Genomic DNA, 12532 nt, shown 5'->3' with positions numbered 1-12532 from the left:
GGAGGTGGCTCACCGTGTTGTCTAGCGCCAACAATGTCTCCTTAGCATCGGAAGGATTTGTCCTCGTGCTCTTTTTCTTCGTCGGGCTCCTGCTCACGTGGTGGGCGCTCGGCGTCTTGAAGTGGGAGTCTTTTACACGCCTGCCGCTGTCATCGCAAGCGCAGATGCTCCGCTTTCTCATGGCCATGTTCGGTGGTTTTTTGTGGACTGGTTTGGCGGCGCTGTTTCTTTACAGCGTTGACGTCATGCGTCTTCTCTGAGCTTTTACAGAGAGCACCCCCGTATTGGACTCACATACGGCGAATGCTCTAGCGACTCAATGAAATAAGCATGAGAGACATCGTATAGAAGTAGCCCGTTTCGTCAACACTGCAGAAGAACAGAGTTGATGCGAAACGGGGGAAACGAAACGATGGCAGGAACAGGCACCAAACGACGGACTGCGAAGCGCCGCAAGCAAGTACGGAGACGCTGGATGTGGGGTATTGCCCTCGGAACCGCGGCGCTGATTCTCTGGACTCATCCCGTTGAGGCGGTCCAGCAGTCGAGTAGCTTGCAGGCAGCAGGGACATCTGTCACACAGGGCGCAAACCAAACTGCAAACCAAACGAGCAGAGGGGAGCTCACGGCGGGGGCGCTGGCAGCAGCAACGAGTCGCAGCCAAGGTCTCGCGGTTCGCGAGGTCGACTTTCTTCGCCAAACTATGGCAGCCACTGGAGCCACGCCGAGCGAGTATTTGCTAAATGCTTGGTCGCGATTGAACCATACGTTCTCTAGTGAACAAAAATTAATGAGCGCCGCAAAGAAATTAGTGCAGGAAATGGGCGTGCAGAACGCGAAATGGTCCATGCAGGCAAGTTCGGTAGAACACTACGTGCTCGCCTCAGGCCGACTGCCGTCTGGTGGCCAGGTCAACATCGTCCTCACGTCGTTTGCGCCAAGCACCTCTGTGGAGGGAACCTCGGCCGGAGAATTGGTCGACTCTTCCACCGTTCTGGTTTTAACCGATGAGAACCGAGCATACAGCGAAGCGAATTTCGTCCGCGATGAGCGGCGGTTCGAGGCGGCCCTTCAGAGCGAAGGTCAACCGCCACAAATCAGTAGTTGTCTGATTGGGCATCTCGATGCTAAAATCATGGGCGTTCATGCGGAAAATTTGGCGTACCACGCACTACACACGGTTGGCGCGGTTCCACTCCAAACGTTTCAGAGTGGTGGACTGGAAACGAGTATTTCCGGGTATGCTCCGCGGCAATTGACCTATATTATAACCAACGACCATCGCATGAACTTGCAAGTGGCTGTTCACTATGACGGATATCAACAAGACACGAACGTCTTGGTCGGAACGCCCATCATTACAACAACGTACTGATGAAGAATCGTCCTCGTAACGCTTCGTGAGAGACTACGGTCATGTAAATAACGGGGGTTACGGCATGCCAAAGTTAGTGATTGAGGGAGGCTTTCCCCTCTCTGGTACCGTTCGTGTAGGCGGTGCGAAGAATGCAGTCTTGCCACTCCTTGCTGCCAGTTTGTTGGCCGAGAGCGGGATGAGTCAAATAGACGATGTACCCAATTTATTGGACGTATGCAACATGGCAGAGACCATCTCATCGATTGGCGCACGAGTGGAGAGGCGAGGGACGTCGGTTCGCGTTCAGGCTAATCGCATACATAGCGTGGAGCCTCCGCAGGATTTGGTGCGCCGCATGCGCGCCTCGTTCGTAGTGGCAGGGCCGTTGCTCGCGCGCTTCAAAGAGGCGAAAATTTCCCTCCCCGGGGGTTGCAACATCGGCAATCGTCCGGTCGACTTACACATCAAAGGCTTTGAAGCAATGGGAGCTGTGGCACAACATGAGGGCGGCTACGTTCACCTCAAGGCTCCAGCCGGAGGCTTGCGCGGCGCTCGCATTTATTTGGATGTCCCGAGTGTCGGTGCCACTCAGAATCTCATGATGGCCGCGTCGCTTGCCAAAGGCCACACCGTCATTGAGAATGCCGCGAAAGAACCCGAAAATGTAGATCTCGCAAATTACCTCAACGCAATGGGCGCTCGCGTTCGTGGAGCAGGGACGGATACCATCCGCATTGATGGCGTCACGAGGCTTCACGGAGCTAATCATACGGTGATACCTGACCGAATCGAAGCAGGCACATTCCTCGTTGCCGGCGCACTTCTCGGCAGCGGAGTGTACGTCGAGAATGCCGTGTCTGACCACCTGATGTCTCTCATCGCCAAGCTCGAAGAAGCGGGAGCTAGGGTGGAGGATGAAGTCGTGGGTATTCGCGTGTGGCCTGCAGAGCGCGGTCGGCTCAGCGCGATTGACGTGAAAACTCACTTCTATCCGTCGTATCCAACGGACATGCAGGCGCAAATCATGGCGGCGCTGTCAGTGGCGTTAGGAACCAGCACGGTGACAGAAACGGTGTTCGAAAATCGCTTCATGCACGTCGCTGAACTAGCGCGCATGGGCGCCAACATTCACACACAGGGACGGATGGCGATTGTCGAAGGCGTCGACCGACTGTCGGGTGCCGCTGTCACGGCAACGGACCTTCGCGCTGGGGCAGCACTGGTGCTTGCTGGATTGGTCGCCGAAGGCGAGACGGAAGTGCTCGGTCTTCACCACATTGACCGTGGGTATGACAACCTCGTTTCGAAATTCCAGCAACTTGGCGCTCACATTCGCCGCTTGGAGACGCCAACCGAAGACACTGGAGCAGAATCTGCCTGAGTTTCTTTCTCGCCACAAGAGTGCATAATCTATCAATCGGCGTCATAGACTCCCCCATAGACTTCATAGAGATGGGGAGAGAGCCGTATGCCAACTCAATATCCACGACAGAGTGTTCGCGGGCGCCGGCACGCTGGGCATCGCACAAGTCGGCGCGGTCGAAGCGGTCGACCAAAGCGTCCACAGCGTATATCCGCGGTGCGTTGCCTAGAGGCTACAGAGAAGGGCTTGCGGGCCGTAGGTAGGTGGTGGTGGCGACGTTCGGATTCGAGTCGGCATGCGATTCGCAGTGTGGGCGCCGTTGTTGCGCTGGTGGTGGGTGCCGTCGGACTGCCGACGGGCGCTGCCATGGTGGCCCACGCCGGTCCACTTCGCGGGACAGAGAGTTGGACACACATGTCCGATGCGCGCGTTCTGCTCAGCGTATACTCCATCCAAACGGGCAAAAGCCAAATGTTGCCGATGAACGACTACATTTTGCAGGTTTTATCGGCAGAACTCACGCCCAAGTCGAAGATGGCCGCGATGGAAGCGGCGGCAGTCGCTTGCCGGACGTACGCGGTTCGGGCGGACATGCTGCACGGCCAAGGCGATGGTCTGGCCGCGAGCCATCATGATGACTTGACCGACAGTCCCGAAACCGATTTGCCCATGTGGAGCGCATCAGAAGTGCAACGAGCGTATGGCAATGCAGCCGACTTGTTTATTGCGCGATTGCAGACGAGTATTGAGCGCACGGATGGCATGGTCGTGACGTATCACGGTAGTCCGATTCTCGCGTTTCAGTTCCCCATTTCGGGAGGGCACACCGTCAGCGCACTGCAGGCGTTTGGAAAAGACATCCCCTACCTTCCCTCCGTACCTTGTCCTGCAGATGCCGCATCTCCCCGCCACCAAGAAATAATCAAGGTCGATCCCGCTGAGTGGGATGCGGTCTTCCCGGCGAATCCGCTGCCCAAGTCTCGCGCTGCCATGTCCAAGTTGGTCGATGTGCGGTATGAGGGCCAGAGCGGAGTGGTCCGGGAGGTGCAGGTCGGCAAAGAGGCGTTGACGGCGTCTGCCTTCGCCGCGAAGCTCCATTTGCCGTCGCTTGCCTTTCGTGTCCATGCCTCCGCGCATTCCCTCTCTTTTCTCTGCGAAGGTCGCGGTCTTCAGGTTGGCATGAGTCTGCATGAAGCCAACGCGCTCGCGGAGCAAGGGGAAACTTGGGGGGCCATACTCGCCACCTTCTATCCGGGCACCAAGGATGAACCCGATGTGTCGTTCCTCGGCAGTTCACTTCCTCCTGCAATCTTTGCTAGATAAGAAAAATTGTGAATTCTTGTGACTTGTGCCTACGAAACAGGTATAGATTGGAGAGAGCGTGGCGACACTCGATATTGAGGTGAGCGCCATATGGATGACAAAAAGCATCCTACTCCATCACAAGGAAGTCATGGTACGAATGACAGCGCGCCCGAACCTGAGAAGCCAAATCTGAAGGCTCCGGTCGGAAAGCGCACCCGCACTACTCGCAGTCGCCGTTGGCTTTACCCAGCTTTGTACCTTGGGGCAGCCGCAGTCATCATCGGTCTCGTGTACGCCAAGACTCAGTTTGGCGGCGCGGCACCGGCCGTGTCACCCAACGCCATTGACACGAATACCACCGCACCCACGACAGCAGCAGAAACGTTCGTTTGGCCAGTGGGCGGAGGAACCGGGTTTAAGGTGAGTCTAGGGTACTTTGAGCCGAACGGATCCGCCAGCGAACAAGCAGCCGCACTTGTCAAGTACGATAATTCGTACTACGCGCACCAAGGAATTGACATCAAGAGCGATACGGCAGCCGCTTTCAACGTCACGGCCGCTCTCAGTGGGCAAGTGACGAAGGTCGAGAAGAACCCTCTCTACGGGGAGACGGTCGAAATCTCGAGTCCCGGCGGATATGTGGAAAAGTATGAATCCCTCGGAGATGTCTCCGTCAAGCAAGGCGAAGACGTCAGCCAAGGAGAGGCGATTGGTACCAGCGGTACGTGCCAATTCGAGGAAGGTCAGGGCAACCATCTCTACTTCCAAGTGAACCAGGATGGCAAGGTCCAAAACCCGATGGACTTGCTTCCAAAATTGTAAGTTGCAAGACTGTCATTGTCAGCCGGAAGACTATCAAGGTTTAGAAAGAACCGACGTGTGTCGGCAGACGCCGACGCACTGTGTCACCAGAGGGCTCCGTCGATGGACGGCCAGTTTCGGCAAGAACTGCTGAGACACCCAGATGGCGCGGAAATCCGCTCCCCATTTCTTCCGAAATGAGGCGGAATCCGTGCTTTTTTCACCATTTATCCACAGATGTTGTGGTCCTTGGCGGTGGAGTTTTGCTCTGAGCAGGTATACTAGGCGCAAGATGTCAAAACGGCTCGTTGCGCTTGTAGTTGCGCGTGGAAAAGCCATCGCAGGCCGTTTGGTCGACGGAGAGGGGGAAGATTTACTTGATGTCCAGTGGGCCCATCTCGCCTTATCACTTTATGTTTAATGTCCTCATAGTCTTTGGACTTGTCTGGATTTTTTCGGAACTCATTTTTCGATACGGTGCCCGCCTTGCTATGCAAATTTATAACGACGATACTGCCAAGCTCGAGGAAGCCATCGGCAGCGACGTGCCGGAGACTCCGGCGGCCGCTAAACGCCGCCTGCGCGCGGAGCGGCGGCAACAAATTGAGCAGTCGTTGCCCATAGGGTACAACATTCTCTGGTATGGTGTCGGTGGTCTGTGGCTGCTTGCAGGGATTCTCCAAGCGCAACCGATGATGTTCACGCATTCGTTCGTCTCAGGTGTACTAGGGTCTGCTGCCAATGTTCAAATTCCTGCGCTGTTGTCGTGGCAACATGGGCTGATGGAATTTTGGAGTAAAGACCCTGTCAAGTGCAACATCGACAGCCTCACCATTCAATTGTTTATCGGAGCATTGCTGCTCGTCTACCGCAAGAACCCCTGGATTGGCCCGACTGCGCTTGGCGCCTCCATCATCTGGGGAACCCTCGTCTGGGCGTTTGGCGAAGGTTTCGGCAACACATTTGCCAATGGCGCGTCCTTTATTATGCAGGGTACGCCTGGAGGAGTGCTGATGTACGTGCTCGCGGCCGTCCTCCTCATGTTGCCGAAGCGGTGGTGGATTGAGGGGTACATTCGCACCATCGGCCTGTGGATGCTCATCAGCTTGTGGGTCTTAGGCGTTCTGTGGCAGATTGCGCCGGTCAACGGGTATTGGTCTGCCGCCGAATGGCGCTCTGCCCTCACGTCCGAGTTGCAGATGTCACAGCCGCACTGGGTTGCCAGCGGGATCGACAGCTTTATGAGCGTTGTCACGGCTCACCCAGTCCTCGTCAACGCCATCGCCAGTGCGCTCATGTTGGCCGTTGCCGTGCTCCTCTACTTCCAGCGTACTCGCCACGTAGCGGTCGTGGTCTCACTTGTGTTCCTGTTTTTCGCGTGGTGGATGGGTCAAGATTTTGGCGTGCTCGGAGGACTTGGCACAGACGTCAACCTTGCGCCGCTCGTCGCCTTGTTCATGCTGAGTTTTGTCGAATTTGGAAAGTCTCGTCGCCGTCAACGCGTGTCTCGTCTATCTCATCAGCAAGCCTGAGCCGTTTTCCGCGAGCGGACCGTCGACCACCGAAAACTGGACGATAAAGAACGTGACGATAAATAACTTATAGAGAAGGACATGACGGAGAGAGCACCGGAAGGTGACTCTCTCTATTTGCTTTGTGCGGGTGTCTGCGCGCGCTCTCAGGGCGAGATGGCCCCCTGCAGGATGTCCAATAGGCTGAAAGTTTCCCAGATTATTTCCCGGCGCGTAGGACAGCGAGATTCGGAGATTGCAGGAAGTAGGAAGAGCTAATTCGCCTGGATGGCGCATCCCCAGGAATACGGTGTACATCGTCTCATATAGTGTATCAGACCAGGCACCAAACCAGTTGACAACGGGGATCGGGGAGGCGAGGGGAGTGCATGACTACATCAAGGAGCGCACCATCAAAATTGGGGAATACATCGTTGAAACGAGGAACACGGTGCGCACCATTGCACGCGAATTTGGGGTATCGAAAAGCACTGTCCACAAAGACCTGACGGAGCGCTTGCCGGAAATCAATCCAGAGCTCGCAAATCGAGTGAAGGAAATCTTGGAATATCACAAATCGATTCGGCACCTGCGCGGGGGGGAGGCCACGAAACTCAAATATCACAAAGACGAGGAGGAAGAATTCGAGACAGAAAAAGTTTATGCCGAATGAACAGGAGTTTTGTAGTGGATTGTAGAAAGTAAACCTGGACAACGTATGTCATATGTCATGCATACGCTACGGGTGCGGTTCGCATTCGCCAATAACGTACCGAGCGTCGCCATGCAGGTCATCGGCCTATTCCACACTCTGGATGACCGTGGCTTCACCCATCGACATAGGTGAGTATTCGGCATTTGCGACAGCAGGCATCATTGACCAGGGAGGACTTGCTACAGATGTTATCTAAGGAAATTGGGGTAGATTTGGGTACGGCCAATGTCTTGGTTCACGTGCGCGGGCAGGGCATTGTGCTCAATGAGCCTAGTGTCGTGGCTATCGACCAAGTGACCAAACAAGTCGTTGCAGTCGGCGAGGAAGCTCGCCAGATGTTGGGTCGCACACCCGGCAATATTGTGGCAATTCGTCCATTGCGTGAAGGTGTCATCGCGGACTTTGATGTGACGGAAATCATGCTTCGCCATTTTTTGCGCAAGACGATTGGAAAGAGTTCTATGTTGCGTCCGCGTTTGATGATATGTGTACCTGCTGGTATTACGTCGGTGGAGCAGAAAGCGGTTCGAGAAGCCGCAGAGGCTTGTGGAGTCAAGCAGGTTGATTTAATTGAAGAGCCAAAGGCCGCAGCTATTGGGGCTGGACTCAATATCTTCGAGCCGAGTGGCAGTTTGGTTGTGGATATTGGTGGTGGGACCACAGACATTGCGGTCCTGTCGCTAGGGGACGTGGTGACGTCCTCTTCTCTTCGCGTCGCGGGGGACAAGTTCGACGAAGCGATTGTGAAGTTTATTCGGCGGGAATACAACCTGATGATTGGTGAGCGCACGGCGGAAGAGTTGAAGAAAGAACTGGCCACGGTCTACCCCGGCCATGATGACAAGTCGAGGGAAGTCCGCGGGCGTGACATGATGACGGGCTTGCCGAAGACGATTGAAGTCAAAGCCGGACAGATGCGCGAAGCGTTGGCAGACACGGTGGCTGCCATTATTAGCGCGACGAAATCCGTTTTGGAGCGCACTCCACCAGAGTTGGCAGCCGATATTTTTGATAAAGGCGTCATGTTGACGGGAGGCGGAGCGCTCATTGCAGGCTTAGACAAGCTGATGGTCGATGAGCTTCAAGTGCCCGTCCACATTGCGGAAGACCCTATGCAATGCGTCGTCATTGGTACAGGGAAATTCTTGGAGATGCGCGATGCTTTGCGGACAAAAGCCTTGCGCAACGGTGGGAAAGTGGCAGGAAGGCGTTAAGGTCTGCCGCCTTCGGGCGGTCTCGTCCTTCTTTTCAGGGTGTGCGGTGAGTTTTTGTTTTCCTGGGAGGAATGCACGTTGATTCGTGGATTGACAACCGCTGCGTCCAGCATGGTCGTGGACGAGCGAATGCAGCAAGCACTGGCCAACAACCTCGCTAACTTGGAAACGCCAGGATTCAAGGAGACGCTGGGGGCTGCCTCCGAGTACCCTGTGCAGTCTCTGTACGAGGCTAGTAACGGCCAGCTGATGGGCCAGTCCATCGGGAAGATGGGCACCGGAGTGGTTTTCCAAGAAGGTGTTCCCCTCTGGCTTGAGGGCCAGTTGAAAAAGACCAATCGCAATCTGGATGTTGCGATTGACGATAACACGCCTATCGGCACGTATGGGGCCGTCGCTGCTGGTGCCGGAGGAGGCACGGTCTCCGAGTTGGGACAAGTGACAGTCGGAGCCAATCGTCGCCTCGAAATCAATGGGCGCCCGCTGGCGGTTGTCAACAGCAGCGGTCAAGCTGTGCCCGGTTGGTATGCGGTGAAAAATCCGAGTTATCAAGGTCAGGCTCTGTATGGCGCCGATGGCCGACCGGATTATGATGCCAAAGGCAATCCATCCTATCTTTTTGAGAATGCCAAAGGACAAGTGATGGCCAACCCGTCCGATGTGTCTGCGGCGGCTTGGTCTCTTCGCATTGGCACGAATGCGGATATGGGGCCGCATTCGTTCTACGCCGTGGCGTACCAGTCCAATCAGGGACCGCACGGTATTGCATTGACGCAAGATGGGCATTTCAGCGTGGCACAGAATCATGAGTTAGTCGACGCAGCAGGTCATGCTCTTTTGCCAGTGGGTGCGAATGGACAAGTCCTTCCAGGCGGTAGGATTGTCATCAACGCGAACTATACGGGGACGGCACTCTTTGCGCCAGATGGGGGCCCCGTGTACGATTCAGCCGGGCAGCCGTCTTATCGGGTGTTGGGAGCTAATGGGCAGCCCATTGCTGGTGCGCGCCTAGGCACTGTTAATGTCGATGTGACACAAGTCACACCGCTTGGTGCGACCGAGTATCAAGTGGATAATTCCTTCAATCCGACGGTCGTGTTGCCGAAGCTCTCGGCAGGGACGGGTACGCTGAAACCAGGATATTTGGAGGAGAGTAACGTCAATGCCACGCAGATGATGGCGCAGATGCTCCAAGTCGTCAATCAGTACCAAGCGAATGAGTTGATGTTACAGCAAATCAACACCACACTCGGTTTGGCGGTACAAGACGTGGGCAAGGTGTGAGGCAAAGCACTCAGTACTGAACGGCGTATTCGCTGACGGACGGGAGAGCGAGTGCGCTCATCGTTCTTGATGGTTTTCTTCATGTTCTCTCGGCATATTTGAGATAGCGCGAAAGGGTGAATTGGCATGCAGTCACTGTGGGCTGGCCTGTCGGGGTTGAACGCTTCCTCCACTTGGCTCGACACGATTGCCGGAAATCTGTCCAACATGAATACGACAGGCTTTGCTAGTGAAGGGAATTCATTCGCGGACGCGCTCACCCGCCAGATGAGCGGTCAAGCGACGGCGCCAGCGCTCGCGGGACGATACACGTTGCCCGGTTGGTGGGCACCTTCTGGCGTCTATGCCACAGGCCTAGAAAGCAACTTTTCACAAATGTCGATGAAATCCACGGGTGTTTCGACCGATGCAGCCATCGAAGGCAATGGCTTTTTCACAGTTCGCACGCCGAGTGGAGAGACGCTTTTGACAAAGGCGGGGAGTTTTCAGTGGAGTCGGCAGGCAAACGGCTCTTTTGCTTTAGCCACGCCAAACGGAGACCTCGTCTTGGACACGAAAAACCAGCCCATTCTAGCTCCTTCAAAACCAACGAGCATGACCATTGCTCAAGATGGGCAAATTACCTTTGGTGACCAAAGTGGCAGTGCGGCCGTTGCTGGCCCAACGTTGCAAGTGGTTGACGTACCCGTGCCAAGTCAGAGCCTGATTGCGGTGAGCGGCACGAACTATGCCGTTGCACCAGGGTGGAAGGCTATACCGGCTGGGCAGTATTCGGTGCATCAGGGATTTCTCAATGAGAGCAACGTCAACGCGACTGACGATTTGGCCAATTTGGTTGAGGCACAGCAAATGTACAATTTGAACACCGAGAGCCTGAAGATTTCCAATCAAATGATGGGAATTGCGAATAATATTCTGTAAGCCCTGACGCCATCACGGACTGCCACATTGCATTTACTCCGCGCGCCTTGTTGCACTTTTGCCTCCCAGTAGATGCATCTGTATAATGTTTCTGAGCTTGTCCAACGGGAGCGACAAGTTCCAATGCTAGGGGGCAAACCATTGAATCTCCCAAATATCCTGACTTTGTTTCGCCTTGTCCTTATTCCAATTTATCTCTGGTCGTTCTACGCGACGACCAGCACGCACAAAGTAGTCGCCCTGCTCGTCCTGCTCGTTGCAGGACTGACGGATATCCTCGATGGCTATTTAGCACGGAGGTTTTCGTGGCAGACGCAAGTCGGTCAATTGCTCGATCCGCTGGCAGACAAGCTCATGATGGTCGCGGTCTTGTTTTCTCTGATTCAATCCGGACGAGTGCCGTGGCTGGTGGCCGGCTTATTGTTGTTCCGAGACGCCCTCATGATTGTCGGAGCCGCATTTTTCTATTTCCAAGGCAAGCGCGCTGTCCCGAAAGCCAACGTATGGGGAAAAGTGACGACCGTTTTCTACTATACGGCGATTTGTTCGGTCATTCTCGATTGGCCGAATCACGCCGTAACGCAGACGCTGCTCTGGTTTACAGTGGTCCTCTCGTACATTGCGTTCTTTCTCTACACCGCGAGCATGGAAATTATTACAGTTCGTCGGCGCCTTCTGTAACGCATGGTCTACTCGGCCCGGCATGGCCGGACGGAGCGCGACCACCATCAGAGAACCGACCGGGACAACCCTTCAGACCGGAACAGTCTGCAGCGTCCCGCCGCTACTGCCGCGGTGCATCGCGCTCCGTATCTATGCGAAGTCTGAGTAGAGCCTTTGTCTCGGCGGAGTTTTGTCTCCACCCAACGAGTTCGTCCAATGAGCTCTCTGTCAGACGGTAGCGCTAGTATGTCCGTCTCTGCTCGCCTCCCACTCAGGAACAAATCGGCAGATTGGCCAAGCATCATAACGCACCTTTCTCCCCATGGAACGCCTCGCAAAGGCCTGAAAAGCCCGCTTTCAGGCATCAATCCCGCTCACGCTCCCATTGTTGTCGCAATTTCCGCACGGCCCGCTTATTCCAAGTTTTCGCTGTCTCGGAAGAAACCCCATGTTTCGCAGCGAGATCGGACAAGGACCATCCTTTGAGCCGGGCGGACACAGCGAGGGTCTCGTTGGGGCTCAGCTTGGCACGCTTCATCCAGTGCTGCAGCACGAATGCGTCCTCCCATTGTGCAGTTGCCACAGCGGACGATTCGTCCGGTAGTTCCTCCCAACTGTCCGTTTCCGTGTCTTCGTCTCGATTCTGTACGTAGACCATCCGGCGCTGGTGTGTCCAGATGCGCCGCATGGCGGTATGCACACTCGCGTGAACCATGCGCTGTAAATACCAGAGTATTGGCGTGCCCTGGGTCTCATCAAAACGCTTCGCCGCTTCGAGCAGGGCTAAGCAAGCTTCCTGATACGCATCTTCATAAGAGAGCGAATGATATTTCGCGGCAACATTGCGCAGGAGCGGCTGAAACTGCTCGATGAGGCGCGTTGCACTGGCCTCGTCGCCTTGTTTCCATGTGTGCATCCAGTGCATCAAGTGCGGGTGTGCTTCCATTCTGTTGTCCTTTGGGAAGACCGGTCTTCAATATTTGCGCAAAGCCAGCCTAATCTACTTGGGTGGCTTAGGTGAAGTTCCGACTTGTGGTCAAGTTGGCGTGAAATACGGGTGCAAACTGACTCCTCGGGCGTGACAAGGCTTGTTGTACCACGGGGGACGGCGTTTGAAAACTTCCATACCTTGACGAAGTCGTTCATATGAAGAACTCTATTGAACTATGGAAGGAATTTGAGTAGCATGTACATACATCCACTATGTTGGATTGGTCAAAATTGTAGTTGAGGTAAATGTAAACGTATTAATATTCTTGTAGAACAGGAAAGATGGTGAAGCGATGGCGATTGAAGCAATCCATTTAGCACTACAACGCAATAAATTTCCGCTGGACGTAGCCCGAAAAACATGATACGATTGGAGGCGGGATTCGGTTGTTGGGCATTCTATCGGAA

The 12532-nt window shown here is 54.9% G+C and carries 12 protein-coding genes; 11 read left to right on the top strand and 1 reads right to left on the bottom strand.

Features of this window, described 5'->3' with window-relative positions:
* The first annotated feature begins 14 nt into the window (after positions 1-14).
* The 11 genes from M4I36_RS07115 to pgsA all read left to right on the top strand — a co-directional run bounded on the left by M4I36_RS07115 (position 15) and on the right by pgsA (position 11152).
* Positions 15-260 (top strand): DUF1146 family protein, encoded by a 246-nt coding sequence (locus M4I36_RS07115; RefSeq protein ID WP_258111040.1) that lies wholly within the window; start codon positions 15-17, stop codon positions 258-260.
* A 152-nt stretch (positions 261-412) separates the two neighbouring features.
* Positions 413-1375 carry a YwmB family TATA-box binding protein gene (locus M4I36_RS07110; protein ID WP_258111039.1) on the top strand — a complete coding sequence of 321 codons (963 nt, stop codon included), beginning with the start codon at positions 413-415 and terminating at the stop codon, positions 1373-1375.
* Between the two features lie 64 nt (positions 1376-1439).
* Positions 1440-2738: a UDP-N-acetylglucosamine 1-carboxyvinyltransferase gene (gene murA, locus M4I36_RS07105; RefSeq protein WP_258111038.1), complete on the top strand. Its 1299-nt coding sequence runs from the start codon at positions 1440-1442 to the stop codon at positions 2736-2738.
* 87 nt (positions 2739-2825) lie between these two features.
* Positions 2826-4043 (top strand): SpoIID/LytB domain-containing protein, encoded by a 1218-nt coding sequence (locus M4I36_RS07100; protein ID WP_258111037.1) that lies wholly within the window; start codon positions 2826-2828, stop codon positions 4041-4043.
* Positions 4044-4133: 90 nt separating this feature from the next.
* The gene (locus M4I36_RS07095; RefSeq protein ID WP_258111036.1) at positions 4134-4847 is read left to right on the top strand and encodes a M23 family metallopeptidase; all 714 of its coding nucleotides are present in this window, start codon (positions 4134-4136) and stop codon (positions 4845-4847) included.
* A gap of 356 nt (positions 4848-5203) precedes the next feature.
* Positions 5204-6358, top strand: a complete 1155-nt coding sequence (locus M4I36_RS07090; RefSeq protein ID WP_258111035.1) for a hypothetical protein — start codon at positions 5204-5206, stop codon at positions 6356-6358.
* 364 nt (positions 6359-6722) lie between these two features.
* Positions 6723-7010: a sporulation transcriptional regulator SpoIIID gene (spoIIID, locus tag M4I36_RS07085; protein WP_258111034.1), complete on the top strand. Its 288-nt coding sequence runs from the start codon at positions 6723-6725 to the stop codon at positions 7008-7010.
* Positions 7011-7237: 227 nt separating this feature from the next.
* A complete protein-coding gene (gene mreB / locus M4I36_RS07080; protein WP_258111033.1) occupies positions 7238-8266 on the top strand; it encodes a rod shape-determining protein in 1029 nt (342 codons plus the stop codon).
* Between the two features lie 78 nt (positions 8267-8344).
* On the top strand, positions 8345-9550 hold the full coding sequence (locus M4I36_RS07075) for a flagellar basal body rod C-terminal domain-containing protein (RefSeq protein ID WP_258111032.1): 1206 nt from the start codon (positions 8345-8347) through the stop codon (positions 9548-9550).
* Between the two features lie 126 nt (positions 9551-9676).
* Positions 9677-10471, top strand: a complete 795-nt coding sequence (locus tag M4I36_RS07070; RefSeq protein WP_258111031.1) for a flagellar hook-basal body protein — start codon at positions 9677-9679, stop codon at positions 10469-10471.
* Between the two features lie 141 nt (positions 10472-10612).
* A complete protein-coding gene (gene pgsA, locus M4I36_RS07065) occupies positions 10613-11152 on the top strand; it encodes a CDP-diacylglycerol--glycerol-3-phosphate 3-phosphatidyltransferase (protein ID WP_258111030.1) in 540 nt (179 codons plus the stop codon).
* A gap of 346 nt (positions 11153-11498) precedes the next feature.
* Here the strand turns inward: pgsA and M4I36_RS07060 are convergent, their stop codons facing one another.
* Positions 11499-12050 (bottom strand): sigma-70 family RNA polymerase sigma factor, encoded by a 552-nt coding sequence (locus M4I36_RS07060; protein WP_258111029.1) that lies wholly within the window; start codon positions 12048-12050, stop codon positions 11499-11501.
* Positions 12051-12532: the final 482 nt, after the last annotated feature.

Origin of the sequence: Alicyclobacillus sp. SP_1, assembly GCF_024706985.1 — a bacterium.
Lineage (GTDB): Bacteria > Bacillota > Bacilli > Alicyclobacillales > Alicyclobacillaceae > Alicyclobacillus_I.
This window is presented reverse-complemented; position numbering and strand designations above follow the sequence as displayed.